Annotated in this window: 23 protein-coding genes; 7 read left to right on the forward strand and 16 right to left on the reverse strand. The window is 70.7% G+C overall.

Features of this window, described 5'->3' with window-relative positions:
* Positions 1-1,317 (forward strand): aldehyde dehydrogenase family protein, encoded by a 1,317-nt coding sequence (locus tag JJ691_RS02130; protein ID WP_211767103.1) that lies wholly within the window; start codon positions 1-3, stop codon positions 1,315-1,317.
* 32 nt (positions 1,318-1,349) lie between these two features.
* Positions 1,350-2,057, forward strand: coding sequence for a class I SAM-dependent methyltransferase (locus JJ691_RS02135; RefSeq protein WP_249227628.1), 708 nt, complete (start codon positions 1,350-1,352; stop codon positions 2,055-2,057).
* Here JJ691_RS02135 and JJ691_RS02140 read toward each other — a convergent pair.
* The 9 genes from JJ691_RS02140 to JJ691_RS02180 all read right to left on the reverse strand — a co-directional run bounded on the left by JJ691_RS02140 (position 2,031) and on the right by JJ691_RS02180 (position 13,371).
* Entirely contained in the window at positions 2,031-2,930 is a 900-nt protein-coding gene (locus tag JJ691_RS02140) for an SDR family NAD(P)-dependent oxidoreductase (protein ID WP_211767104.1), read from the reverse strand. The two genes, JJ691_RS02135 and JJ691_RS02140, sit on opposite strands and share 27 nt — an antisense overlap.
* Positions 2,931-3,008: 78 nt before the next feature.
* On the reverse strand, positions 3,009-3,479 hold the full coding sequence (locus JJ691_RS02145; RefSeq protein WP_211767105.1) for a hypothetical protein: 471 nt from the start codon (positions 3,477-3,479) through the stop codon (positions 3,009-3,011).
* A complete protein-coding gene (meaB, locus tag JJ691_RS02150) occupies positions 3,476-4,462 on the reverse strand; it encodes a methylmalonyl Co-A mutase-associated GTPase MeaB (RefSeq protein WP_211767106.1) in 987 nt (328 codons plus the stop codon). Before meaB ends, JJ691_RS02145 begins: the two co-directional genes overlap by 4 nt.
* Complete coding sequence (scpA, locus tag JJ691_RS02155; RefSeq protein WP_211767107.1) at positions 4,452-6,638, reverse strand: methylmalonyl-CoA mutase; 2,187 nt, start codon at positions 6,636-6,638, stop codon at positions 4,452-4,454. The genes meaB and scpA overlap by 11 nt, the downstream gene beginning before the upstream one ends.
* Positions 6,635-8,458 (reverse strand): methylmalonyl-CoA mutase subunit beta, encoded by a 1,824-nt coding sequence (locus JJ691_RS02160; RefSeq protein ID WP_211767108.1) that lies wholly within the window; start codon positions 8,456-8,458, stop codon positions 6,635-6,637. Before JJ691_RS02160 ends, scpA begins: the two co-directional genes overlap by 4 nt.
* Before the next feature lie 163 nt (positions 8,459-8,621).
* Positions 8,622-10,208, reverse strand: coding sequence for a glycoside hydrolase family 13 protein (locus tag JJ691_RS02165; RefSeq protein WP_211767109.1), 1,587 nt, complete (start codon positions 10,206-10,208; stop codon positions 8,622-8,624).
* A 9-nt stretch (positions 10,209-10,217) separates the two neighbouring features.
* On the reverse strand, positions 10,218-11,087 hold the full coding sequence (locus JJ691_RS02170) for a carbohydrate ABC transporter permease (RefSeq protein WP_211767110.1): 870 nt from the start codon (positions 11,085-11,087) through the stop codon (positions 10,218-10,220).
* Positions 11,087-12,010 (reverse strand): carbohydrate ABC transporter permease, encoded by a 924-nt coding sequence (locus tag JJ691_RS02175; protein WP_249227629.1) that lies wholly within the window; start codon positions 12,008-12,010, stop codon positions 11,087-11,089. The genes JJ691_RS02170 and JJ691_RS02175 overlap by 1 nt, the downstream gene beginning before the upstream one ends.
* Positions 12,007-13,371 (reverse strand): ABC transporter substrate-binding protein, encoded by a 1,365-nt coding sequence (locus tag JJ691_RS02180; protein ID WP_211767111.1) that lies wholly within the window; start codon positions 13,369-13,371, stop codon positions 12,007-12,009. The genes JJ691_RS02175 and JJ691_RS02180 overlap by 4 nt, the downstream gene beginning before the upstream one ends.
* Positions 13,372-13,552: 181 nt before the next feature.
* Between JJ691_RS02180 and JJ691_RS02185 the strand changes: the two genes are divergently transcribed.
* Positions 13,553-14,560 carry a LacI family DNA-binding transcriptional regulator gene (locus JJ691_RS02185; protein ID WP_211767112.1) on the forward strand — a complete coding sequence of 336 codons (1,008 nt, stop codon included), beginning with the start codon at positions 13,553-13,555 and terminating at the stop codon, positions 14,558-14,560.
* Between the two features lie 97 nt (positions 14,561-14,657).
* Here JJ691_RS02185 and JJ691_RS02190 read toward each other — a convergent pair whose 3' ends face one another.
* Both JJ691_RS02190 and JJ691_RS02195 read right to left on the reverse strand, forming a co-directional pair.
* A complete protein-coding gene (locus JJ691_RS02190) occupies positions 14,658-15,095 on the reverse strand; it encodes a cupin domain-containing protein (RefSeq protein ID WP_211767113.1) in 438 nt (145 codons plus the stop codon).
* Entirely contained in the window at positions 15,089-15,808 is a 720-nt protein-coding gene (locus tag JJ691_RS02195; RefSeq protein ID WP_306291382.1) for an SDR family NAD(P)-dependent oxidoreductase, read from the reverse strand. Before JJ691_RS02195 ends, JJ691_RS02190 begins: the two co-directional genes overlap by 7 nt.
* Before the next feature lie 30 nt (positions 15,809-15,838).
* Here JJ691_RS02195 and JJ691_RS02200 point away from each other — a divergent pair, with 30 nt between their 5' ends.
* Positions 15,839-17,257: an SDR family NAD(P)-dependent oxidoreductase gene (locus tag JJ691_RS02200; protein ID WP_211767115.1), complete on the forward strand. Its 1,419-nt coding sequence runs from the start codon at positions 15,839-15,841 to the stop codon at positions 17,255-17,257.
* Positions 17,258-17,318: 61 nt separating this feature from the next.
* Positions 17,319-18,491 (forward strand): glycosyltransferase, encoded by a 1,173-nt coding sequence (locus JJ691_RS02205; protein ID WP_211767116.1) that lies wholly within the window; start codon positions 17,319-17,321, stop codon positions 18,489-18,491.
* A gap of 4 nt (positions 18,492-18,495) precedes the next feature.
* On the opposite strand, the gene JJ691_RS02210 is transcribed toward JJ691_RS02205, so the two are convergent.
* Genes JJ691_RS02210 through JJ691_RS02220 form a run of 3 tightly spaced genes read right to left on the reverse strand, consistent with a single transcriptional unit; the run spans position 18,496 to position 20,836 of the window.
* Complete coding sequence (locus JJ691_RS02210; protein ID WP_211767117.1) at positions 18,496-19,119, reverse strand: uridine kinase; 624 nt, start codon at positions 19,117-19,119, stop codon at positions 18,496-18,498.
* Positions 19,116-19,769 carry a mechanosensitive ion channel domain-containing protein gene (locus JJ691_RS02215; protein ID WP_211767118.1) on the reverse strand — a complete coding sequence of 218 codons (654 nt, stop codon included), beginning with the start codon at positions 19,767-19,769 and terminating at the stop codon, positions 19,116-19,118. Before JJ691_RS02215 ends, JJ691_RS02210 begins: the two co-directional genes overlap by 4 nt.
* A 38-nt stretch (positions 19,770-19,807) precedes the next feature.
* Positions 19,808-20,836: a Gfo/Idh/MocA family protein gene (locus tag JJ691_RS02220; protein WP_211767119.1), complete on the reverse strand. Its 1,029-nt coding sequence runs from the start codon at positions 20,834-20,836 to the stop codon at positions 19,808-19,810.
* Between the two features lie 80 nt (positions 20,837-20,916).
* Between JJ691_RS02220 and JJ691_RS02225 the strand changes: the two genes are divergently transcribed.
* Entirely contained in the window at positions 20,917-22,002 is a 1,086-nt protein-coding gene (locus tag JJ691_RS02225) for an ROK family transcriptional regulator (protein ID WP_249227630.1), read from the forward strand.
* On the opposite strand, the gene JJ691_RS02230 is transcribed toward JJ691_RS02225, so the two are convergent.
* Both JJ691_RS02230 and JJ691_RS02235 read right to left on the reverse strand, forming a co-directional pair.
* The gene (locus tag JJ691_RS02230) at positions 21,902-22,813 is read right to left on the reverse strand and encodes a protein-L-isoaspartate O-methyltransferase family protein (RefSeq protein WP_211767121.1); all 912 of its coding nucleotides are present in this window, start codon (positions 22,811-22,813) and stop codon (positions 21,902-21,904) included. The genes JJ691_RS02225 and JJ691_RS02230 overlap by 101 nt on opposite strands.
* Before the next feature lie 153 nt (positions 22,814-22,966).
* Complete coding sequence (locus tag JJ691_RS02235) at positions 22,967-23,527, reverse strand: TetR/AcrR family transcriptional regulator (RefSeq protein WP_211767122.1); 561 nt, start codon at positions 23,525-23,527, stop codon at positions 22,967-22,969.
* A 136-nt stretch (positions 23,528-23,663) separates the two neighbouring features.
* On the opposite strand from JJ691_RS02235, the gene JJ691_RS02240 reads away from it, so the two are divergent.
* Positions 23,664-25,019, forward strand: coding sequence for an NAD(P)/FAD-dependent oxidoreductase (locus tag JJ691_RS02240; RefSeq protein WP_249227631.1), 1,356 nt, complete (start codon positions 23,664-23,666; stop codon positions 25,017-25,019).
* Positions 25,020-25,131: the final 112 nt, after the last annotated feature.

Genomic DNA, 25,131 nt, shown 5'->3' on the forward strand with positions numbered 1-25,131 from the left:
ATGACCGATGTCCTCTCGGAGATTCCGGCTGTCGTCGACCGGCTGCGCGCCGCGTTCCGGACCGGGCGCACCAAGCCGCTGTCGTGGCGGCGCGAGCAGCTCGCCGCGCTGCGGGCCATGCTGACCGAGCAGGAGGACGCGTTCGCCGAAGCGCTGTGGGCCGACCTGCGCAAGAACGGCGACGAGGCCCGCCGTACCGAGATCGGCTTCATCTGCCGGGAGATCGACCACACCCTGGAGAACCTGGACGCCTGGGTCGCGGCCGAGGACGTCGAGCTGCCGTCGAACCTGCTGCCCGGGCGCGGCACCGTCGTGCGGGAGCCGCTCGGGCTGGTGCTGATCATCGGGCCCTGGAACTACCCGCTGCACCTGGCCCTGGCCCCGCTGGTCGGCACGCTGGCCGCCGGCAACGCCGCCGTGGTCAAGCCGAGCGAGCTGTCCCCGGCCACCACGGCGGCGATCGCCCGCTACGTGCCGCAGTACCTCGACCCCGAGGGCGTCGCCGTGGTGGAGGGCGCGATCCCGGAGACCACCGCGCTGCTGGAGCAGCAGTTCGACCACATCTTCTACACCGGCAACGGCATCGTCGGCCGGATCGTGATGACCGCGGCGGCCAAGCACCTGACGCCGGTCACCCTCGAACTCGGCGGCAAGAGCCCGGTGATCGTCGACGCCGACGTCGACCCGGCCGTCGTCGCCGAGCGGCTGGTGCGCACCAAGTTCCTCAACGCCGGCCAGACCTGCGTCGCCCCCGACTTCGTGCTGGCCGTCGGCGACATCGGGGCCAAGCTGGAGCCGGCGCTGGCCGAGGCCGTGCGCGCCCGGTTCGGCGACCAGCCGGCGGACAGCCCGGTGTACGGGCGCATCGTCAACGAGCGGCACTTCGACCGGCTGAGCAAGTTGCTGCCCAGCGGCCGGGTGGTCGTCGGCGGGCAGACCGACCGCGACACCAAGTACATCGCGCCCACCGTGCTGGCCGACGTGGCGCCGGACGCGCCGGTGATGGGCGAGGAGATCTTCGGGCCGATCCTGCCCATCATCTCCGTGCCCGACCTCGACGCCGCCATCGCCTTCGTCACCGGCCGGGACAAGCCGCTGGCGCTGTACGCCTTCACCGAGTCCGAGGCGGTCCGGGAGCGCATCCTCACCGAGACCTCCTCGGGCGCGGTCGGCTTCGGGTTGCCGGTGCTGCACATCTCGGTGCCGACGCTGCCGTTCGGCGGGGTCGGGGAGAGCGGCATGGGGCGCTACCACGGCAAGTACTCCATCGACACCTTCAGCAACCTCAAGGCCGTGCTGGACCAGCCGCTGTCGTGAAATTCGCTTGTACGCCCGGCTAGCCTCGGGGCGTGCCCGAGGCTGCCGAGCTGTACAACGCGATGAACCCGTGGTCGGGTCGGTCGGACGATCGGTTCTATCTCGACCTGGTGCTGGGTGCTCCGTCCGTGCTGGATGTGGGCTGTGGGACGGGAACCTTGTTGTCGCAGGCCCGATCGGCCGGGCATCGCGGCCGGCTCGTCGGCGTCGACCCCGATGCCGACATGCTGGCGCAGGCCCGTCGCCACGCCGACATCGAGTGGATGCACGGTGACATGTCCACGGTTTCCTTGGCCGGCTTCGATCTCGCCGTGATGACCGGGCACGCCTTTCAGTGCCTGCTCACCGATGACGACGTGCTGGCCACGCTGCGCGGCGTGCGGGACGCGTTGGAGCCGGGCGGGCGGTTCGTGTTCGAGACCCGCAATCCCCTTGTGCGGGAATGGGAACGCTGGTCCGAGTCCGGTTACGACTTCCCGTGGGAGGGCAAGTCGGTTCGGGTTTTCTACGAGGTGCAGCCGATCGTCGGCGATGTTGTTGATGTGGTGGAGAACATCGTCGCCGACGACTGGAAGCGGGCCGACCGGGGGCAACTCCGCTTCATCTCGGCCGAACGCCTGTCCGATCTAGTGGTCGAGGCCGGGTTGGTTCCCGTTGCACAGTACGGCGATTGGGAGCGCGGGCCACTGACGCCGGACAGCCCGGAGATCATCTCAGTGGTGCAGAAGGTCGAGCGATAGCTGCCACAGGCGGGCCGCGTGGTCCGGGTCGAGCGCGTGGGCGGCGACGCCCCGGCGGATGCCGGGCTGGTGCGGGCCGGCCTCGGCGCAGTCCTCGAAGTACTTGCCCGTCACGCCTTCCACCAGTGGCGAGGCGGCCAGCAGGACCGATGTCGCCGCACCCTGCTCGATCGTCTTCCACGACACGTCCGTGCTCTTCGCGTCGAAGGAGGTGGGGCTGTTGCCGATGTCCCCGATGTGCCGCCCCAGGTTCGTGCTGGTGATCCGGCCCGGGTTGAGGGCGTTCACCGCGATGCCCGGCCAGCGCTTGGCGGCTTCGACCGCGAACAGGACGTTCGCCGTCTTCGACTGGGAGTAGGCCTGCCACGGGTCGTACGGGTGGTGTTCGAAGTTCGGGTCGTCCCAGAGCACGTCGCCGTTGATGTGGCCGACCGAGCTCACCGCCACCACCCGCGCGCCCTCGGCGAGGCGGTCGCGTAGGCCCGTGGCCAGGGCGAAGTGTCCGAGGTGGTTGGTGGCGAACTGGAGCTCCCAGCCCTCCTTCGTGCGCCCCAATGGGGTGGCCATCACGCCCGCGTTGAGGACGAGGATGTGCAGCGGGCCTTGCCAGGCTTGAACGAAGGCTCGGACCGAGGCCTGGTCGGCGAGGTCCAGCGAGGCGGCGGTGGCCCCGATCTCCTCGGCGACCTTCGTGCCGGCGGCGAGGTCGCGGACCCCGATCGTCACCTCGGCACCGGCCTGCGCCAGCACCCGAGCCGTCTCGCGGCCGATGCCCGACGCGCCGCCGGTCACGACGGCCCGCTGGCCGGTCAGATCGGCCCCGGCCAGCACCTCCTCGGCCGTGCTGAGCGCCCCGAACGGTGTGGTGATCACAGCTCCCCCTAAGCGGAGTCAGTTCCGGTTACCCTCGCGAAGGTAACCGGAACTGGTTCCGCTTGCAAGGCTGGTGCGTCACACGTCGATGTACACGCGCCCTATGCCGTCGGTGACCGCCTCTTCCACCAGCGCGTCCGGCCCCAGCACCTCGGCCGCGAACCTCGCCAGATCGCTTCGCGCCGGCCCGAGTCGCAGTCGCGGCGACAGCTCGCGCCAGCGGTGCGTGTACCAGATCGCCGGCGTGACCAGGCCGTCCTCGTCCAGCCGCTCGCCGTCCAGGAGCACCAGCAGACACCGGAAGTCCGGGCCGAGATCGGCCAGACCCGTGCGCAGCCGGCCCAGCTGCCACGCCCCGGCCGTGATCAACTGCGCCGCCCGCTCACGGTTCGCCAGCCGGCCGAGGAACAGGACCTGGCCCAGCCGCGAGTACAGCGGCACCTCGTCCACCGACTCGATCGGCCGCCGGAACCCGGCGACGTCGTCCAGCCCCTCGTCGGCGACCAGCCGGTCGAAGTCCGCCCGAAACCGTGGATCCGGCTCGATCACCGCGACTCGCGGAACGCCTGGAGGATCTGCTCGGCCGCCAGCGTCGCGGTCAGCTGCCCGTCCCGCACCCGTCGCTCCAGCTCGGGCACCAGCGTCCGGACGGCCGGATCTCCGTGCAGCGAAGCCAAAAGCTGGTCGTGGACCATGGACCACGTCCAGTCGACCTGCTGCTGCCTGCGACGACTGGCCAGCTCACCGGACGCGTCCAGCCCGGCCCGGTGCGCACGCACGGTCTCCCACACGACATCGAGCCCGTCGCCGGTGAGACCGCTGCACGTCAACACCTTCGGCGCGCCGGCGGGCCCGCGAAGCAGACGCATGGCCCCGGTGAGTTCCCGGGCGGCCTTGCGCGCGTCCTGCTCGTGCGGGCCGTCGGCCTTGTTGACGGCGACCACGTCGGCCAGTTCCAGGACGCCCTTCTTGATGCCCTGCAACTGGTCCCCGGTGCGGGCCAATGCCAGCAGCAGGAAGCAGTCGACCATGTTGGCCACGGCGATCTCGGACTGGCCGACGCCGACGGTCTCCACCAGCACGACGTCGTAGCCGGCCGCCTCGACCAGCACGATGGACTCCCGGGTCGCCCGGGCCACGCCGCCGAGGGTGCCGGAGGTGGGGGACGGCCGCACGAAGGCCCGGTCGTCCACCGACAGCCGGGCCATCCGGGTCTTGTCGCCGAGGATGCTGCCGCCGGTCCTGCTCGACGACGGGTCCACGGCCAGCACGGCGACCCGGTGCCCGGCCTCGGTCAGCTGGGTGCCGAGGCCCTCGATGAACGTGGACTTGCCGGCGCCGGGCACCCCGGTGATGCCGACCCGGTGCGCCCCTCCGGCGTGCGGCAGCAGCTCCACCAGCAGCTGCTGGGCCAGCTCCCGGTGCGCGGGCTTGGTCGACTCCACCAGGGTGATGGCCCGGGCCAGCGTCGTCCGCGAGCCGTCGAGCACGCCCTTGGCGTACTCCTTGACGTCGATGGGCTTACGAGCCATCGGCAGCGTGGTCCAACTGCTCGGCGAGCCGGTCCAGCAGGCCCATGGCGGCCTCGGCGATCACCGTGCCCGGCGGGAAGATCGCGACCGCGCCGGCCTCGTACAGGGCGGCGAAGTCGGCCGGCGGGATGACGCCGCCGACCACGATCATGATGTCCTCCCGGTCCAGCGCGTCCAGCTCCTGCCGCAGCGCCGGCACCAGGGTCAGATGCCCCGCCGCCAGCGACGACACGCCGACGATGTGCACGTCGGCCTCGACGGCCTGCCGCGCCACCTCCGCCGGCGTCTGGAACAGCGGGCCCACGTCCACGTCGAAGCCGAGGTCGGCGAACGCGGTGGCGATCACCTTCTGGCCGCGGTCGTGCCCGTCCTGGCCCATCTTGGCCACCAGGATCCGCGGCCGCCGGCCCTCCTCGCCCTCGAACTCGGCGACCCGCGCCAGCACCTCGGACACGTTGCCGCCGGTCCCGGCCTCGTCGCGGTACACGCCGGAGATGGTACGGATCTGCCCGGCGTGCCGCCCGTACACCTTCTCCAGCGCGTCGGAGATCTCGCCCACGGTGGCCTTGGCCCGGGCCGCGTTCACGGCCAGCTCCAACAGGTTCCCCTCGCCGCCGGCGGCCCGGGTCAGCGCGGCCAGCGCGTCCTGAGTGGACTGTTCGTCCCGCTCCTCGCGCAGCCGCCGCAGCTTCTCGATCTGCTGGGCCCGCACGCCGTGGTTGTCGACCTTGAGGACCTCGATCTGCTCCTCGGCGTCCAACCGGTACTTGTTCACGCCGATCACCGGCTGCCGGCCGGAGTCGATGCGGGCCTGGGTGCGGGCCGCCGCCTCCTCCACGCGCAGCTTGGGAATGCCGGCGTCGATGGCCTTGGCCATGCCGCCGGCCTGCTCGACCTCGGTGATGTGGGCCCAGGCCTGCCGGGCCAGGTCGTAGGTCAGCCGCTCCACGTACGCGCTGCCGCCCCACGGGTCGATCACCCGCGTGGTGCCCGATTCCTGTTGCAGCACAAGCTGGGTGTTGCGCGCGATGCGGGCCGAGAAGTCGGTCGGCAGGGCCAGCGCCTCGTCCAGGGCGTTGGTGTGCAAGGACTGCGTGTGCCCCTGGGTGGCGGCCATGGCCTCGACGCAGGTGCGCGCGACGTTGTTGTAGACGTCCTGAGCGGTCAGCGACCAACCCGAGGTCTGCGAGTGCGTGCGCAGCGACAGGGACTTGGCGTTGCGGGGATCGAACGTCTTCACCAGCTTCGCCCACAGCAGCCGCGCGGCCCGCAGCTTCGCCACCTCCATGAAGAAGTTCATGCCGATGGCCCAGAAGAACGACAGCCGCGGCGCGAACTTGTCCACGTCCAGCCCCGCGCCGACGCCGGCCCGCAGGTACTCCACGCCGTCGGCCAGGGTGTAGGCCAGCTCCAGGTCGGCGGTCGCGCCGGCTTCCTGGATGTGGTAGCCGGAGATGGAGATCGAGTTGTACTTGGGCATCCGCTGGGAGGTGAACGCGAAGATGTCCGAGATGATCCGCATCGACGGCTGCGGCGGGTAGATGTAGGTGTTGCGGACCATGAACTCCTTGAGGATGTCGTTCTGGATGGTCCCGGCCAGCTGGTCGGGCGCCACCCCCTGTTCCTCGGCGGCCACGATGTACAGCGCCAGCACCGGGAGCACCGCGCCGTTCATGGTCATCGACACGCTCATCCGGTCCAGCGGGATGCCGTCGAACAGCTGGCGCATGTCGTAGATGGAGTCGATGGCCACGCCGGCCATGCCCACGTCGCCGGCCACCCGGGGGTGGTCGCTGTCGTAGCCGCGGTGGGTGGCCAGGTCGAACGCCACCGACAGGCCCTTCTGGCCGGCGGCCAGGTTGCGCCGGTAGAAGGCGTTGGACTCCTCGGCGGTGGAGAAGCCGGCGTACTGCCGGATGGTCCACGGCTGGTTCACGTACATCGTCGGGTACGGCCCGCGCAGGTACGGCGCGACACCCGGGTAGGTGCCCAGGAAGTCCAGGCCGGCCAGGTCCTCGGCGGTGTACAGCGGCTTGACGCCGATGCCCTCGGGGGACTCCCACACCAGCGCGTCGGTGTCCTTGCCGGTGGCCTCGTGCAGCGCCTTGCGCCAGTCGTCGGCGCCGCCCGCGACCTCCGGATCGCCGAGCGGCACGTCGGCGAAGTTCGGGATCATTTCGTCCCCTCCAGCTGACCATAGGTCGTGTGCAGCACGGAAAGCGCGTCGCAGCCGACGAAGATGAACGCGTCCGCGCCGGTGTCGGCCCACTTCTTGGGGCTGCCGGCCAGGAACACGTGCTTCGCGCCGGCCTTCTTCAGCGCGGCGACCGCGTCGGCAGCCTGGTCCGCGTAGAGCTTGTCGGACGAGCACACGCAGGCGACACCGCCGGGGAAGTCCTCGACGGAGCCGGCCGGCGTCTCGAGGCCGCCGGCGTTGAACAGGTTGGCCGCGAACGTCGACCGTCCAGTGTGGACGGCCACCGGGCCGATCGTCGCCAGGTAGATCTGCGGCCGTGCGCCGGTTTCCGCCAGCTGGGCGTCCGAGCGGTCCCGCAGCTCCTCGAACGCCTGGGCGTAGCGGACTCGCGGCAGGCCGCCGGTGGCGACCGGCGGCAACGGCTTGCGCTGCACCGGCTTCTCGGCCAGGTTGGGGAACTCTGACACGCCGGTCAGGGCGTCCTCGCGGTGCGCGATGTTCTGCTCGCGACGCTGCCAGGTCTGCTCAAGTCGTTCCCGCACCAGGGGAAACGCCTCGACGGCGCCGCCGGCCCGCTCGATCTCCTGGAACCAGGCCCAGCCGGCGCGGGCCAGGTCGTCGGTCAGCCGCTCCACGTACCAGGAGCCGCCGGCCGGGTCGATCACCTGCCCCAGGTGCGACTCCTCCAGCAGCAGCGCCTGCGTGTTGCGGGCGATGCGCCGGGAGAACTGGTCCGGCAGGCCGATCGCGGCGTCGAACGTCTGCACGGTCACGGCGTCCGCGCCGCCGGTGCCGGCGGCGAAGCAGGCCAGGGTGGTGCGCAGCATGTTCACCCACGGGTCCCGCTGCGTCAGCATCGCCGACGACGTCACGGCGTGCTGCCGCTGGGCCACGGGCGCGCCGCTGACCTGGGTGACCCGGGTCCACAGCCGGCGCGCGGCGCGCAGCTTGGCGATGGTCATGAACTGGTCGGCCGTTGCCGCGTAACGGAATTCCAGCAGATGGGCCGCTGTGGTGACGTCGAGGCCGGCGGCGGTCAGGGCTCGCAGGTAGGTCACGCCGGCGGCGATGGAGCAGCCCAGTTCCTCGGCGTCGCTGCCACCGGCGTCGTGATAGGGCAGCGCGTCCACGACGATCGCCTGCAGCTTGGGATGGGTCCGCGAGGTCCGCACCGCCAGCTCGACGGCCGCGTCCAGGTCGGGGGCCGCGCCGGTGCGGGCGTGCACGCCGAGCGGGTCGATGCCGAGATTGCCGATCGCGGCGCTGGGCTGCACGTCCAGCACCTCGAAGTAGGCCTCGGCGGCGGCCGCGAACTCCGGGCCCGCGTCCAGCACGACACCGGCCAGGTCCAGGTACACGCCGTTGAGGGCGTCGCCGAGCTGGTCTATGGGCACCGCGCCGTCGCCGAGCACCAGCCACGTCGAGCTGGCGCCGCACTCCAGGTCAGCCAGCACCTCGCGGTTGGTCAGGGCCGGATCCGGGTCGGCGTGCCGCTGCCGGACGTCCCAGCCGCCGGCCGCCGAGCCCTGCGGGCTGCCGCCGCGCACGTACGGGGCGATGCCGGGGAAACCGGCGGCCGGGGCGTCGTCGTCGGCGGTGTAGAGCGGGCTGATGGTGATTCCGTCGTAGGTGGCGGTGGCGAGCAGGTCCTCCGGGGAGTCGTGGTGCTCGTCCTCGCCGAGCACCCCCGACTTGCGCAGCACTGCCTCCACCGACCGGCGCCACTGCGCGCGGTCCACCTGCGGGAACTCGCCGGCCAGCGGCAGTTCCGCCGGTCCGGTTTTGGACGGCGTCGTCATGCGAACCGATGGTAGGGGAACCCGCTAAACCGAAGCTTGTGAACTAAGTCGCTCTAGTGATTCAACTGGTTCGTTCAAGAACCCGCGAGTCCCGCTCTCGGGCAACTGAATGTCGAGTTCCGAAACTCGCATCATGATTGCCGGAGAGCGGGACTCGCGGTGTTCAGTGGGACAACCAGATGGCGGTGTCGGCGGGGAGGCGGCCGTCCGCGAGGGGACCGCTGGCCAGCAGGATCTCGGTGTGCTCGGGCAGGTCGACGGTGGCCCCGGACAGGTTGACCACGCAGGTGAAGTGGTCGTCCCGGGCGAACGCCAGCACCCCGTCCGAGGACGGCAGCCAGGTCAGCGTCCCGTCGCCCAGCGACGGCAGCTCACGGCGCAGCCGTAATGCCTTCTGATAGAGCCGCAGCATCGAGTTGTCGTCGGCGCCCTCGGCGGCCACCGTGTACTGGGCCCAGTCGCCCGGCTGCGGCAGCCAGGTGTCGCCGCCGCCGAAATCGTACGGCGCCGACTCTCCGCCCCACGGCAGCGGCACGCGGCAGCCGTCCCGGCCCGGGTCGGCGCCGTTGGTGCGGCTGAACACCGGGTCCTGACGGGCTTCGTCCGGCAGGTCCTCCACCTCGGGCAGCCCCAGCTCCTCGCCCTGGTAGACGTACACGCCGCCGGGCAGCGACAGGCTCAGCAGCGCCGCCGCCCGGGCCCGTCTGGTGCCCAGCTCCAGGTCGGTCGGCGCGCCCTGCTGCCGGTCGGCGAAGCTGAACGAGGTGTCGGCCCGGCCGTACCGGGTGACGTGCCGGGTGGTGTCGTGGTTGGACAGCACCCACGTCGCCGGCGCGCCGACCAGGGCGTGCGCCTCCAGGGTCGAGTCGATCACGGCGCGCAGCTTGTCGGCCTCCAGCGGGCAGGACAGGAAGTCGAAGTTGAACGCCGAGTGCAGCTCGTCGGGCCGCAGGTAGCGGGCGAACCGCTCCTGGTCGGGCAGCCACATCTCGCCGACGAACACCCGTGGGTCGGGGTAGGAGTCGGCGATGCGCCGCCATTCCCGGTAGATCTCGTGCACCCCGTCCATGTCCGAGAACGGCAGTTGTCCCTCAGTGCGCCCGTGCACGTCCGGCAGCGCGCCGTCCTTGACCAGGCCGTCGGCCACGTCGATGCGGAAACCGTCCACCCCGCGGTCGAACCAGAACCGCAGCACCTCGCGGAACTCCTGGCGCACGACCGGGTTCTCCCAGTTCAGGTCGGGCTGCTCCGGGGCGTACAGGTGCAGGTACCACTCGCCGTCGGGCACCCGGCTCCAGGCCGAGCCGCCGAACCGGGACTGCCAGTCGTTGGGCGGCTCGGGGCTGGCCGGGCGGAACCAGAACAGCTCCCGCTGCGGCGAGCCCGGACCGGCCGCCACCGCCTCCTTGAACCACCGGTGCTGGTCGGAGCAGTGGTTGGGCACGATGTCGATGATCACCTTCAGGCCCAGGCTGTGGGCCTCCTCGATGAACTTCTCGGCCTCGGCCAGCGTGCCGAACGACGGCTCGATGTCCCGGTAGTCCGACACGTCGTAGCCGGAGTCGGCGTTCGGCGACGGGTACCACGGGCACAGCCAGATCGCGTCGACCCCCAGGCCGGCGATGTGCGGCAGGTGCTGGCGCAGCCCGGTCAGGTCGCCGGTGCCGTCGCCGTTGCCGTCGGCGAAGCTGCGCACGTACACCTGGTAGATGGACGCACCACGCCACCACGCCGATCCACTTTCGGTCACATTGTCTCCTCAGCCCTTGACGCTGCCCGCGGTGAGGCCAGCAAGGATGTTCCGTTGGAAGATCAGGAAGAGCACGATCGTCGGCACGCTGGCCAGCACCAGCCCGGCCAGGATCAGGTTGATCGGGGTGTCCGGGGCGAACCGCTGCAGCGCGACCGACAGCGTCTGCGCCTGCGGGTCGGAGAACACCAGCAGCGGCCAGATGAAGTCCTTCCACGCGGTGACGACGGACAGGATGGAGACCACGCCCAGCACCGGCCGCGACAGCGGCAGCACCACCCGCACCATGGTCTTGATCGGCCCGGCTCCGTCCAGAGTGGACGCCTCGATCAGCTCGCCCGGGATCTGGTCGAAGAACCGCTTGAGCAGATAGATGTTGAACGCGTTGGCCGCGCCCGGCAGCCAGATGGCCAGCGGGTTGTTGACCAGGTTCACGCCCAGCAGCGGCACGTCGGTGATGGTCAGGTAGGTCGGCACCAGCAGCGCGGAGGTGGGCAGCATCAGCGTGGCCAGCATCATGCCCAGCACCACGTTGCCCAGCTTGGGCTTCAGCTTCGACAGCGCGTACGCCGCCGGCACGTCCACCGCCAGCTGCACCAGCCACGCGCCGACCACCACGATGATCGTGTTGAGGAAGAAGTGCGCGAGGCTCATGAAGTCCCAGGCCTCGCCGTAGGTGCCGAAGTTGGGGCTCTGCGGCAGGATCGTCGGTGGCACCCGGGCCAGTTCGGTCGCGGACTTCAGGGCGCCCAGCACCAGCCAGATCAGCGGGAACACGAACGCGGCCGTGAAGGCGACGGCGACGATGGTGAAAACCGTCCAGTAGACGGCTTTCCCGCGCGGGCTGCGCAGCTGGGACGGCGACACGAGAGTGCGCATCAGTCGGCCCTCCTGGTCAGCCGGACGTAGAACAGGCCGAACACCCCGAGCACCACGAACAGCAGCAGGCTCAGCGCGCTGGCCGTGCCGAAGTCGTTGTAGAAGAAGGCGTACTTGTACAGCAGCAGCAACACGGTGACCGTGGAGTCGCCGGGCCCGCCGCCGGTCATGATGTACGGCTCGGTGAACACCTGCATGGTGGCCACGATCTGCAGCAGCAGCATCACCAGCAGCGCGAACCGGGTCTGCGGGATCGTGACGTGCCACAGCCGCCGCCACAGGCCGGCCCCGTCCAGCTCGGCCGCCTCGTACAGGTCGCCGGGAATGGTCTGCAGCGCGGCCAGGTAGATCAGCGTCGCCGAGCCCATGTTGGCCCAGGTGGACACCAGCACCAGCGACAGCATCGCCGTGGTGGGGGAGTCCAGCCAGCTCAGGGCGGGCAGCCCGACCGCGTGCAGCGCGGTGTTGAACAGGCCCGGACCGGGGTCGTAGAACCACTTCCACAGCAGCGCCACCACCACCGGCGGCAGCATCACCGGAAGGTAGACCACCAAACGGAAGTAGGCCTTGCCGTGCCGGAGTTCGTTGAGCAGCACGGCCACCGCGAACGGCACCGCGAAGCCGAACACCAGCGCCAGCCCGGTGAACAGCAGCGTGTTCTGCCAGGCCTCCCAGAACTGCGGGTCGGCGAACAGCTTCTGGAAGTTCTCCAGGCCCACCCAGGTCGGCGCGGTGATGAAGTTGACCTGCTGGAAGCTGAGCAGCACGCCGCGCACGATCGGGTACCAGGAGAAGCCGGCGAACACCAGCAGGGCCGCGCACAGCAGGCCGTAGGCGGTGATGTTCTCCCGCAGGCGGCGCCGGAGCCGGCCCGTCGGCCGCACCCCGAGCGCGGCCGACGGCAACCGGACGGCGGTGCTCACTTCACCGTCGCGAGCACGGAGTTCACCTTCTGGCTCGCGTCGGAGAGCAACTGGTCGAAGTTCGCGTCCTTGTTGGTGAGCACCGTGGACATGACGGTGTCGAGGATCGCGTAGACCTGCTGGGCGTTGGGCGGCTCCAGGCTGCCCTTGAGCTTCTGCGCGCCGTCCAGGTACGGCTTGTAGTTGCTGACCGGCACGGTCGCGTACTTCTCCTTGGCGGCCTGCTGCTGGTCACGCACGGTCCCGGTGTACAGGTCCGGCACCGGCGGCACCGGCAGGCCGACCGGCTGGCCCTGCTCCTTGTAGGTGTTGAGCACCTCGGAGTTGACCCGCTCCGGGTTCAGGTACTTCCACTGGATCCAGGTCAGGCCGGCCTTGATCTGCGCGGGCGTGGCCTTGGGGTTGATCATGTACCCCTCGCCGCCGATCAGCGTGCCGGTGCCGGGCATCGCGCCCAGGCCGTAGTCGCTGTAGTTGCCCTTGAACTGGTTGACCAGGGTCGGGATGTTGTCCGGCGCGGCCAGGTACATGCCCAGCTGGCCGGCGCCCATCATGCGCTGCACGTCCTCGATCTGCAGCAGCTGCTTGCTGCCCATCGAGTTGTCGGTCCAGCGCATGTCGTGCAAGGTCTGCAGGGCCGCCTTGCCCTTGGCGTTGTCGAAGTCGGCCTTCCAGGTGCTGCCGTCCTTCTTGGCGATGTCCCCGCCCTCGGCGTACATCCAGGCGGTGAAGTGCCAGCCGCCCTGGTTGTTGGCCGAGTAGTCGGCGAAGCCGACGGTGTTGTTGCCGAGGTCGGCGATCTTCTTGGCGTCGGTGCGGACGTCGTCCCAGGTGGTGGGCGGCTTGTCCGGGTCGAGGCCGGCCTTGGTGAACAGGGTCCGGTTGTAGAGCAGGCCCATCGAGTAGTTGGCGGTGGGCAGCCCGTAGACGTGGCCCTGCGCGTCCTTGAACACGTCCAGCAGCGCGGGCTGGATGTCGCTGACGTGCGGGACGTCCTTGACGTAGTCGGTGATGTCCGCGGCCTGGTGGCGGGCGATCAGGTTGGCCGGGTCGGTGAAGTAGACGTAGAAGACGTCCTCCAGCTGGCCGCCGGCCAGCTTGGCGGAGAACGTCTTGGGGTCCATGAAGCCCTCGTGCGCGGTGACCTTGATGTCCGGGTGGGCCTTCTCGAAGGCGGCCACGTCGGCGTCGAAGATCTTGCGGTCGAACGGCTGGGTCTGCGGCGGCTGGCCGTCGATGGTGATCGTCACCGGCCCACCGGCCTGCTGGTCGGCGCCGCCGCTGCAGGCGGCGGTCAGGCCCACGACCAGGCCGGTGGCCAGCGCTAACGCGGTGGTGGTCCGAAATCTGTCGGTACGCATCAGGCGGTCTCCCCTGACGTTCGGAGTGTGGCGCACACCATAGGTCTTCTGGACACGCAGCCGCAATATGTTGACACGAGATTGCAAGATCGTGACGTGATTGCCCCGAACGGCGTTGTGGGCCGTCGACTCGCCGCAAGTGACTGCAAGCTGCTTGCGCCACCTGTCGTATAGTTGCGGCATGACAAGACGCCTTGCCGAGGTCGCGCAGAAGGTCGGAGTCAGCGAGGCGACCGTCAGCCGCGTGCTCAACGGCAAGCCCGGGGTCTCCGAGGCCACCCGGGCCGCCGTGCTCACCGCGCTGGACGTGCTGGGCTACGAGCGGCCCACCCAGCTGCGCGGTGAGCGGGCCCGGCTGGTCGGCCTGGTGCTGCCCGAGCTGCAGAATCCCATCTTCCCGGCGTTCGCCGACGTGGTCGGGAACGCCCTGGCCCAGCAGGGTTTCACCCCCGTGCTGTGCACCCGCACGGCCGGCGGCGTGTCCGAGGCCGAGTACGTGGAGCTGCTGCTGCAGCAGCACGTGTCCGGGGTGGTGTTCGCCGGCGGGCAGTTCGCCCAGGCCGACGCCTCGCACGAGCACTACCTGCGGCTGACCAACCGGAAGCTGCCGGCGGTGCTGGTCAACGCGGCCGTCGAGGACCTGGCCTTCCCCGTGGTCGCCTGTGACGACGCGGTCGCCGCCGAGCAGGCTCTCGGGCACCTGCTCTCGCTCGGCCACACCCGGGTCGGCATGGTGCTCGGGCCGCCAGACCACATGCCCTCGCGCCGCAAGCAAGCGGCGTTCCTCGCGCATGCCGCCCGCGCCGGCGTGGAAATCCCCGACGACGCCATCCAGCACACCATGTTCTCGCTGGAAGGCGGTCACGCGGCGGCGGCCAAGCTGCTGGGCCAGGACATCACCGGCATCGTCTGCGCCAGCGACCCGCAGGCCCTCGGCGCCATCCGGGCCGTCCGCCGCAAGGGCCTCACCGTGCCCGGCGACGTCTCCGTGGTCGGCTACGACGACTCGGCGTTCATGAACTGCATCGACCCGCCGCTGACCACCGTCCGCCAGCCCATCGAGGCCATGGGCCGGGCTGCCGTGGAGCTCCTGGTCAACCAGATCGAGGGCGCCGCCGTGTCGACCGAGGAGCTCCTCTTCGAGCCCGAACTGGTGGTCCGCGGCTCCACCGCCCCCGCCCGCCCCTAGAACCCCCCGCGAGTCCCGCTCTGGGGCAACTGAATGTCGACTTTCGGACTGTCGGAACTCGACATTCGATTGCCTGAGAGCGGGACTCGCGGGCGTGTCAGGCGAGGAGGCGGTGGATGTCGGTGGTGGCTGAGGGGTAGGTGTGGGCCAGTCCGGCGTTGGCGAAGGTGACGCAGTCGTCGGTGTAGGGCGGGGCCATGAAGGTGCCGAGCAGGGTCCACTCGCCGGTGGTCTCGGTCGCCTGCCAGACGCCGGCCGGCACCGCGACCTGGGGACGTTGGCCGGCGGCGAAGTCGATGCCGAGGACGGGCCGGGTGATCGTGCCGTCGGGGTGCAGCAACAACATCCGGGCCGGCGCGCCGGCGTGGAAGCTGTAGATCTCGGGGTGCGCCAAGCGGTGCAGGGCCGAGAACTCCGGCGACCTCAGCAGGTAGTAGATGGCGGTGCCGTTGGCGTCCCGCCAGGTCTGCGCCCAGTGCCCGCCCTCGACGGGCAGCGGCTCAAGGCCGAGCGCCCGCACGATGTCGGCTACCACGCCGGCCTCACCGACATGCCGCCGTCGACGGTCAGGTTCTGGCCGGTGATCCAGCGCGACAGGTCGGACGCGAGGAACACACAGGCGTCGCCGACGTCCTCGGGAGTGCCGAGCCGGCCCAGCGGGGCATGCTCGGTCCAGCTGGCCACGCCCTCGGGCCACGCATCCTCGATGCCGGGGCGGGAGATCAGGCCGGGGGAGACGGCGTTGACGCGGATGCCGTGCGGCCCGTACTCCAGCGCGGCGGCCTTGGTGTGCATGAGCAGCGCGGCCTTGGCCGAGGCGTAGTGGGCGTGGCCGACGGCCGGCAGCGTGCCCTCGATCGAGCCGATGGCGATGATCGCACCGCCGCCCCGCCCGACCATGAGGTTTGCGGCCGCTTTCGTGACGAGAAAGGCCGTGTCGACGGTTCCGGCGAACACCGCCCGCCAGTCGGCCAGCGTCTGCTCGGAAAGCGGCTGCACCGGTTGCACCCCGGCGTTGTTGACCACGATGTCCAGCCCGCCGAGCCGGTCCAGGGTCTCGGCCAGCAGGCGGTCCACCTCGGCCGGCTTCCGCAGATCCGCTTGCACGGCAAGGACATCGGGCTGCGTGGGCGGCCGTGAGCGGTAGTGCGCCATGACCCGCGCGCCGTGCGCGGCCAGCCGGGCGGCGATGCCGGCCCCGATCCCGCCCGTGGCGCCGGTCACCAAGGCCGTCTTGCCTGTCAACATCGTCACCGGGTCAACGTTAGAGTGCCGGGCATGCCCGAGATCGACCCTGTTGAGCTGGAGACGTGCCTGAAGGTGCTCGCGGCGGTGACCAAGCTGCCGGCCGGGCACCCGACGGCCATCCGGGTGCGCAGGGCCTCCTCCCAGATCGCCAAGGAGGCCCGGCGCGAGCGGCGCAGCCAGGCCCGCCGCGCCGTGACGGAGGCCGACCGCGAGGTGACGGCGGCCACCGCGACCGGCTCCCCGGTGCGGATCGACGACGAGACGCAGGGCATCCCGCTGGTGTCCACCACTGTCGGCGCGACCGCCGGCACCCTGCTGCGGCCCCGCTCCTGCTACGTCTGCAAGAACCGGTACACCGAGGTGGACGCCTTCTATCACCAGCTGTGCCCGGACTGCGCGGCGTTCAACCGGGCCAAGCGGGACGCCCGCACCGACCTGACCGGGCGGACCGCGCTGCTCACTGGCGGCCGGGCCAAGATCGGCATGTACATCGCGCTGCGGCTGCTGCGGGACGGTGCGCACACCACCATCACCACCCGGTTCCCCAGCGACGCCGTGCGCCGGTTCGCCGCCATGCCGGACAGCGCCGACTGGCTGCACCGGCTCCGCGTCATCGGCGTCGACCTGCGTGACCCGGCCCAGGTCGTGGCCCTGGCCGACACCGTCGCCGCCGCCGGGCCGCTGGACATCCTGATCAACAACGCCGCGCAGACCGTGCGCCGCTCGCCCGGCTCGTACTCCCTGCTGGTCGCGGCCGAGTCGGATCCGCTGCCCGCCGGCCCGCTGCCGGAGATGCTCACCCTCGGCAGCGCCCACGACCAGCACCCGCTGGCTCTGGCCGGCACCGCGCTCACCTCGCTCGCCGCCGAAGTGACCTCGCTGGCCCTCACCGCCGGCTCCGCCTCGCTCGCCCGCTACGCCGCCGGCACCGCCGTCGACGCCGGCGGCCTCCAGCCCGACCTGGCGTCCGTCAACAGCTGGACCCAGACCGTCGACCAGGTCGACCCGGTCGAGCTGCTGGAAGTGCAGCTGTGCAACCAGACCGCCCCGTTCATCCTGGTCAGCCGCCTCCGCCCGGCGATGGCCGCCGCCGCGGCCCGACGCAAGTACGTCGTCAACGTCTCCGCCATGGAGGGCCAGTTCGGCCGCGGCTACAAGGGCGCCGGCCATCCGCACACCAACATGTCCAAGGCCGCCCTGAACATGCTCACCCGCACCAGCGCCGGCGAGATGCTCCAGGACGGCATCCTGATGACCGCCGTCGACACCGGCTGGATCACCGACGAACGGCCGCACCCGACCAAGCTCCGCCTGGCCGACGAGGGTTTCCACGCCCCGCTGGATCTGGTCGACGGCGCCGCCCGCGTCTACGACCCGATCGTGCGCGGCGAGGCCGGCGAGGACCTGTACGGCTGCTTCCTCAAGGACTACGCCCCGTCCCCGTGGTGAATTCACACGACGTTTTCGCCGGGCGCGAGGCGCGTAACACCGGGTGCCACACCATGTGCGGGTGGCCGGAGACATCAGGGTGCTGTCCCTCTACGAGGGGTTCTTCAGCGGTGGAGCGCGCATTCTGCACAGCGATGTGCTGGCCGGCCTGCATGGCCACGGCCAGCGGCATCGGGTCCTGAGCATCCACGGGCAGGCGCACCGCGAGGCGACGGTGCAGCGGATGCAGGACGACGCCAGCTACCGAAAGCTGGTCGCTGCCGGTCTTTCGGTGTCCGCGCTGCGGGACGGCTTCGCCGGGCCGGTCGACTTCGACGCGGCGGAGCTGGCCGTGTTCGAGCGGGCAATGTCCGATGTGGACGTTGTCCTCACGCTCAAGGAACAGCCGCTGCGGCTGGTCAACCAGGCCGGGGTCGGCGGCCGGCCGGTGATCACCTGCCTGCACCGCTCCGATCCCGAGAACCAGGGGCCGGCACTGGCCGAGCTGCGCACCGCCGTGGACACCGGGGCCATCGCCGCGCTGGTGTGCTGCGCCGAATCGACCCGTGCCGCCTACCAAGCCGCCGGTATCCCGGCCGAACTGCTTGAGGTGATCCCCAACGGCGTCGATCCGCGCCGCTTCCGCCCCGATCGCTGGGTCAGGGCCCGGCTGCGCCGCGCGCTGGGCATCGCCCCCGACGCCCCGGTGATCGCCTTCGCCGCTCGCTACGACCTGATGAAGAACGTGCCCCTGTTCCTGGCCTCCGCCGCGGCTTTCCTTGCCGCGCAACCGAATGCGCACGTCATCATGTGCGGGGCCGGCATGACCGCCGCCAACCCGCACCTCACCGCCGACCTGGCCCTGGTCGGCCTGGAGTCGTCGCCACGGCTGCATCGCCTCGGCGTGCGCGACGATCCTCAGACCCTTTACGCCGCCGCCGACATCGTGGCCCTGACGTCCTCGTTCGGCGAGGCCGCCCCGCTGTGCCTGATCGAGGGCATGATGTGCGGCGCCATCCCGGTCGCCACCGACGTCGGCGACTGCGCCGCCATTGTCGCCGGCTGCGGCCTGATCACCCCGCCCGACCCCGAGGCCATCGCCGCCGCCTGGACCGAAGCCCTCGCCCACCGTGCGCAGTTCGCCCCTGCCCTTCGGGCCAGCCGCACCCACTTCAGCCGTCGTCGCATGATCGCCTCGTACGCCCGCCTCATCCGCCGCGTCCGCACCCCCAGCCGCGTTCCGCTGGCTGCCTAGGCCCTCAGCGGTCGATGACGGCCGGGTGGTTGGGGTCGTCGACCTTGACCACGACGTCGGCCACCGTCCCGGGTTCGACTTCGGCGCGGTAGCGGTCGAAGGCGGGCAGGGTCCAGCGGTCTTCGGCGGGAGTCCGACGCCGGAGGGCGGCGGGGGACAGGTCCAAGTGGACGGTGAGGTCGAAGGGGAGCCAGCGGCCGAGCAGCAAAGCGCCGTCCAGTAGGACGATTCCGCTCGAAGGAAAGTCCACATAGGACGCACGGCTGGCCCGGTCGGTCTCGGCGTTCCATAAGGACGGCAGCACCGAGCCGGAACCGTCGGGGGCGGCGGGATCGAGGACTTCGCGGGCCAGGCCGTTGATGTCGAGCCAGTCGTCGAAGTAGGAGTCGGGATCGGTGCGGCCGCGCTCGAAACGCAACGACGCCGGCCGCAGGAAGTCCTGAGCGGACACGCGAAGCACGGAACGGCCGCGCAACCGCAGGGGATCGACGAGGGCGTCGGCGAGGTCGGCCGGCCGGGCGGCGGGTGCGGCGTCGACCAGAACCCGGAGGCGGGAAGGGGAAAGATCGGCGATGCGGTCGGCGAGCTGGTCGACCAGGACCGGGAAGGAAACGGGGCGAACCTTCACTGCGCCAAGCCCTTGGCCGGGTCGGGGGCGACCGCCGGCGCCGGCTCGGGGTCCTTGGCCGGGCGGGGACCGACGCCGGCGGCGAGCACGGCGCTGTTGGGCAGCCGGATCACGCCGTCGTCGGTCTCCAGCACGACGTACATCAGGCCCATCTCGGTGACCATGCCCAGGTGCGGCCCGCCGAGCGCCCCGGAGTGCACGACGATCTGGTCGCCGATGTTGAACGGCCGGGACACCAGCAGCACCAGCCCGGCGAACAGGTTGCCCAGGGACTGCTGGCAGGCGATGCCGACGACCACGCCGGTCAGGGCGCCGCCGACCAGCAGCTGGCCGATGCCGACGTTGAGCATGCCGAGCGCGGTGACCACGGCGACCTGGTAGCCGACAAGGGAAATCCCCAGCCGGATGATGCCGGCGTGGCTGATCCCGATGTGCGACTGGGTGTGCCGCACGACCATGGTGCCCAGGTTGCGGATGGCCACCACCATCACGCCGAGGAAAACGAAGGCCCCGGCGATGGAGACGATCTTCTGCCAGGCCATCGCGCCGGCGTAGAGGCCGCCGAACACGTCGACGCCGATCACGATCAGGGCCGCCAGCGTCCCGGCGCCGATGGTGCGCTTGGTGTCGGGAAACAGCCGCCGTGCCATGTGCTCTCCTGCCGCCGAACGAGTCAGCCGACAGACTCTCACGCCACCGAGCGGGCCTGCTCGATGACCTCCAGCACGGCGATGGCCTCCTCGGGCGTGACCGGGACATGTCCCTCGCCGCGCACGGCGTCCCGCATCTGGGCGTAGAAGTCCTGGTACGCGCCGGGAACGGAGGTCACGGTCCGCAGGTCGCCGTCCACGCCGAGCCGGCCGGACCGCTCCGCGGGCTCGACGCCCCAGTCGGAACCGCCGGGACGGTTGCCCGCGCGCAGGGCGTCCTCCTGCCCGTCCAACCCGTACTTGGTGAACCCGGCCTTGTCGCCGAGCACCCGCATCCGCGGCCCGAGCTGCGGGGTCACCGCCCCCATCCACAGGTGCGAGCGGACGCCGCTCTTGTGCGTCAGGGCGACGAACGAGTCGTCGTCGACCTGCACGCCGGCGCGGCGACGGTCCAGCTCGGCGTACACCGAGCGGACCGGGCCGAACAGCTGGAGGGCCTGGTCGATCAGGTGCGAGCCGAGGTCGTACAGCGCGCCGCCGGCCTCGGCCGGGTCGCCGAGCTCCCGCCAGCCGGCCTTGGGAGTGGGCCGCCAGCGCTCGAACCGGGACTCGAAGCGGTGCACGGCGCCGAGCTCGCCGGCGTCGATGAGCTGCCTGACGGTCAGGAAGTCGTTGTCCCACCGGCGGTTGTGGAACACCGCCAGCGGCAGGCCGAGCTCGGCGGCCCGCGCGGCCAGCTTGCGGGCCTCCGCCGCGGTCGGCGCGAACGGCTTGTCCACGACCACCGGGAAGCCGGCGTCCAGGGCCGCGGTGGCCAGCGGCACGTGGGTTCGGTTGGGGGTGGCGACGACCACCAGGTCCAGCTCCTCGCTCCAGAGCTGGTCGGCGTGGTCGAGGACGAGGGTGCCGGGGTGGTCCGCGGCGACCTGGGCCTGGCGTTCGGGGTTGGCCGTCACGACGGCGGACAGCCGCAGGCCGGGGGTGGCCGCGATCAGCGGCGCGTGGAACACGGCGCCCGCGATGCCGTAGCCGAGCAGCCCCACCCGCAGATCGGTGCTTGCGTGCATGGCCCGAGTTAATCAACACTGTTGCGTAAATGCAAAGCAAACCCGGAACGAATCACAGACCAGGGGCGAACCTGGGCGCGTTGCGCGACCACAACGCGGCGCTGGTGCTCGACCTGATCCGGCGCCGTGACGGCGTCAGCCGCGTCGACCTGGCGTCGGCCACCGGCCTGACCGCGCAGGCGGTGTCCAAGATCGTGGGCCGGCTGATCGAGGGCGGGCTGGTCGCCGAGTCGGGCCAGGCCGCCCCGACCGTCGGTCGGCCGACCACGCTGCTGCGACTGGTGCCGTCGGCCCGGCACGCCGTCGGCGTCCACCTCGACCGGGACGAGCTGCGGCTGGTGCTGGTCGACCTGGCCGGCCAGGTCGTCGCCGCCGAGCACCGGCCCGGACTGGTCGGCTCGATCGGCGAGCTGGCCGCGCCGATCCGCGCGCTGGCGTCCACAGTGGACCCGAGCACGCTGGCCGGCGTCGGTGTCGGCTGCCCGGGCCCGGTCGACCACCGCACCGGCGTGCTGCACCACGCGAATCGCTTGCCCGGCTGGGAAAACGCCGCGCTCGGTCCGATGTTGACGGCCGAACTGGACCTGCCGGTGATCGTCGACAAGGACACGAACGCGGCGGTGCTGGCCGAGCTGTGGACCACGGACGTGCCGCGGGAAACGGCGATGATCTACGTCGGCACCGGCATCGGCGCGGGCCTGGTGCTGGACGGCAAGGTCTACCGCGGCGGCCGGACCAACGCCGGCGAGTTCGGGCACATGATCAAGGAGCTGGACGGCCCGCTGTGCGCGTGCGGCCGGCGTGGCTGCCTGGAGGCGCTGTGCGGGCCGGCGGCGGTGGTGGCCCGGGCACTGGCGGAGCCGGCCCCGGAAGCCCTGGTGCTGACCCGGTTCGCGCGGCTCGACCACGCCGAGACCGCCTGGGCCGGCGACATTCTCGGCGTGGCCGTGATGGACCTGGTGAACCTGCTCGACCTGGACCGCGTAGTACTGGCCGGACGGGCGGCGCCGCCCTACCTGGACGGCGTGCGCCGAGCCCTGCGCGAAACGGAGGTCGAGGTGACGCTCAGCGGCTGGGGGCCGCAGCTGGTCGCGGTCGGGGCGGCGACGTCACCGCTGGCCGCGTCGCTGACGGCCAGCGACGCGCTCGCGGCTCGACGGGGCTGACCCTGGTGACCGGAGTGGACAGCTGCCACCGGTGCGGCAGCCACAGCGGGTGGCTGACCAGCTGGTCGAGCTGGAAACCGCACTGCCACTGGGTGAACTGCGGCCGGTCCAGCGTCTTGTCCCACTGGGTCGCCTGGGCCAGCAGCAGGTTCACCACGGCCAGCGCGGTGTTGCTGTCGCCGGCGGCCACAATGGACCCGTCGGTCTGGATCCAGGCGGTGCCGTGCGCCGGCTCGTGCTTGGCCAGCCGGCCCATCGCCGGATCGAAGTCCGGGTCGTCCAACTCGGCCCGGGTGATCCGGGCGTCGCGGGCGGCGAGGAAGAACCAGAGGTCCTGGTAGTTGTCCTCGTTCAGGTCCAGATGACCGCCGGGCACCCGGTAGGTGGCCGGGCCGCGCAGCACGCGGTGCGGGTCGTGGAACAGGGCGTCCGGGCGGAGCAGGCCGGTGGCGGGCGGGAAGTCGCCCCACAGCACCGGGCGGGCGTGCGGGCCGGCGGCGCGCTTGGTGACGGCGAGCACCGGGTGCATGCCGCCGTGGGCCACCGGGGCGTAGATGACGCCACCCGGGGCCAGCTGATCGAGCCAGTGCGGCGAGATGCCGGCCACCCCCGCGGTGACCACGATGCGGTCGTACGGGGCGCCCGTGGGGTCGCCGAAGTAGGCCGCGTCGCCGGAGACGGTCGGGACCTCGTCCGGATCGAGTAGACGATCACCGACCGCGACCTGCAATACGCGCTGACCAGCACGGATATCCACCGCGGCGAGAAACTCGTCGGTGTCCGGGCAAGCAGTGTTCTGCTGTTTGATCATGTGAGGCGTACCCCCGAGTGGGTTTCCACTCAAACAGTGTGCCAGACGGGCCAATACCCGCGAACCGGCTGACAGCAGCCGCGGGCCGTCCCACATCCTACGCCCTACCTGGGGATGTTTCTCCACAGAGGGTAGTCAAGGTCATAGTCTCGATCATTTGATCGAGATGAGTTTGCTGAGCACGGTGTGGAACGCCTCGTTGGCCTGCAGGGCGCTGGTTCCGCCGTGCAGGATGCGCGTCAGCGTGCCGGCGCGCAGCGCCAGCAGAAACGTCGCCAGTTGTTTGGGCGGCACCGAGGCCAGTGCCGAGTCCGACGGTAGGACTTTCGCCAGAAGTTCACCGAACGCCGTGGACGCCTCGTCGTCGTGTTGGTCCAAACGGGTGACGAGGGTCGAGTTGTGGATCGCGTGGATGCGGAACTCGAGGATCACCGTGCTCAGCGCGCTGTCCTGCTCGTTGAGCTCCAGCAGCTCCCGGGCCAGGGTGTCCGGCGTCACGTCGCTGGCCGCCAGCACCGCCAGCCGCTCCCGGCGCTGGGTCGCGTACTGGTCGAACACCTCCACCACCAGCTCGTCCTTGCTGCTGTAGTTGGAGTAGAACGCCCCTCGGGTGTAGCCGGCCCGGGCGCAGATCTCGTCGATCGAGGACGCGTGGTAGCCACGCTCCGCGAGGACCTCGACCGCCGCACGGAGTAGTCGAGCCTTCGTGTGCACCCGTTTGCGTGGTGCCGTATCCGGTGCGTGGCTGACGTCACTGTCAGAAAGGCCCATGGCTGACACGATACAGCTCTACACTCAGTACGTCGGTGCATTCAGTGCATTGGTGTATCCAACCCGGAGGGGATTGGCCGTGGCCAGCAGCAAGCAGCCCGCTCGAATCGTCGTTCTCGGTGGAGGCTACGTCGGCCTCTACACCGCGCTGCGCTTGCAGAAGAAGCTGCGTTCCAACGAGGCGTCCGTGACGGTGATCGACCCGCAGCCGCACATGACGTACCAGCCGTTCCTGCCGGAGGCGGCCGCCGGCTCCATCGAGCCCCGCCACGTCACCGTGCCGCTGCGCCGCACCCTGGACCGCTGCCACGTGCGCACCGCCCGGGTCACCGCGGTCGACCCCGACCGCAAGGTCGTCACCGTCAAGACCGAGAGCGGCGCGGTCGACGAGGTCGAGTACGACACCCTGGTCGTGGCTCTCGGCGCCGTCACCCGGCTGCTGCCGATCCCGGGCCTGGCCGAGCACGGCATCGGCCTGAAGACCATCGGCGAGGCCGTCTACCTGCGCAACCACGTGCTCTCGCGGCTCGACCTGGCCGCCAGCACCAGCGACGCCGCCACCCGCCGCAAGCTGCTCACCTTCACCGTCATCGGCGGCGGCTTCGCCGGCGTGGAGGCCCTGGGCGAGCTGGAGGACATGGCCCGCTCGGCGCTGAAGTACTACTCCACCATCGAGCCCAACGACATGCGCTGGGTGCTGGTCGAGGCCGCGCCGCGCATCCTGCCCGAGGTCCGCGAGAGCCTGGGCGAGTACACCGTGGACAAGCTGCGCCAGCGCGGCATCGAGGTGTACCTCAAGACCTTCGCGCAGAACGTGACCAACGGCCATGTGCAGCTGTCCGACGGCACCGAGTACGACAGCGACACGATCATCTGGACCGCCGGCGTCACCGCCAACCCGGTCCTGGCCGAGGCCGGCCTGCCGCTCGACCAGCGCAAGCGCGTGGTGGCCAACGCCGCCATGCAGGTGCAGGGCCACGAGGGCGTGATCTGGGCGGCCGGCGACTGCGCCGCCGTGCCGGACCTGTCCAAGCGCGACGCCGACCCCGAGGCCACCTGCCCGCCGAACGCGCAGCACGCCGTGCGCCAGGCCAAGGTGCTGGCCGACAACATCCTGGCCTCGCTGCGGGACAAGAAGGTCGTCGACTACTTCCACAAGAACGTCGGCGCGGTGGCCAGCCTCGGCCTGCACAAGGGTGTGGCCGACGTCTACAACACCAAGGGCAAGGGCTGGACCGCCTGGGCCGCGCACCGCGCGTACCACGTGGCCAAGATGCCCACCTTCAACCGCAAGGTGCGCATCCTGTTCGGCTGGATCGGCAGCGGCCTGCTCGGCCGCGAGGTCGTCTCCATGGTGCACGTGGCCGAGCCCCGCGCCCTGGACGCCGGCCAGATCTCCAACATGGTCAGCCGCCAGGACTTCGCCAAGAAGTAACGCAGTTCTTCTGTCATGAAGGGCCCTTTCCTGACGTTCAACGTCAGGAAAGGGCCCTTCATGACGTTGGGCGCACGCACACCGTGAGAGGCCGTTAACACTGTGTAGAACA

This window comes from Kutzneria sp. CA-103260 (assembly GCF_018263855.1).
GTDB lineage: Bacteria > Actinomycetota > Actinomycetes > Mycobacteriales > Pseudonocardiaceae > Kutzneria.

Excerpts from the sequence above, each read along its gene's own strand:
- JJ691_RS02185 (WP_211767112.1), top strand. The coding sequence starts at position 13,553 with ATGACAAGACGCCTTGCCGAGGTCGCGCAGAAGGTCGGAGTCAGCGAG.
- JJ691_RS02220 (WP_211767119.1), bottom strand. The coding sequence starts at position 20,836 with ATGCACGCAAGCACCGATCTGCGGGTGGGGCTGCTCGGCTACGGCATC.
- JJ691_RS02195 (WP_306291382.1), bottom strand. The coding sequence starts at position 15,808 with ATGTTGACAGGCAAGACGGCCTTGGTGACCGGCGCCACGGGCGGGATC.
- JJ691_RS02160 (WP_211767108.1), bottom strand. The coding sequence starts at position 8,458 with ATGACGACGCCGTCCAAAACCGGACCGGCGGAACTGCCGCTGGCCGGC.
- scpA (WP_211767107.1), bottom strand. The coding sequence starts at position 6,638 with ATGATCCCGAACTTCGCCGACGTGCCGCTCGGCGATCCGGAGGTCGCG.
- meaB (WP_211767106.1), bottom strand. The coding sequence starts at position 4,462 with ATGGCTCGTAAGCCCATCGACGTCAAGGAGTACGCCAAGGGCGTGCTC.
- JJ691_RS02170 (WP_211767110.1), bottom strand. The coding sequence starts at position 11,087 with ATGCGCACTCTCGTGTCGCCGTCCCAGCTGCGCAGCCCGCGCGGGAAA.
- JJ691_RS02215 (WP_211767118.1), bottom strand. The coding sequence starts at position 19,769 with ATGGCACGGCGGCTGTTTCCCGACACCAAGCGCACCATCGGCGCCGGG.
- JJ691_RS02180 (WP_211767111.1), bottom strand. The coding sequence starts at position 13,371 with ATGCGTACCGACAGATTTCGGACCACCACCGCGTTAGCGCTGGCCACC.
- JJ691_RS02230 (WP_211767121.1), bottom strand. The coding sequence starts at position 22,813 with ATGATCAAACAGCAGAACACTGCTTGCCCGGACACCGACGAGTTTCTC.
- JJ691_RS02130 (WP_211767103.1), top strand. The coding sequence starts at position 1 with ATGACCGATGTCCTCTCGGAGATTCCGGCTGTCGTCGACCGGCTGCGC.
- JJ691_RS02200 (WP_211767115.1), top strand. The coding sequence starts at position 15,839 with ATGCCCGAGATCGACCCTGTTGAGCTGGAGACGTGCCTGAAGGTGCTC.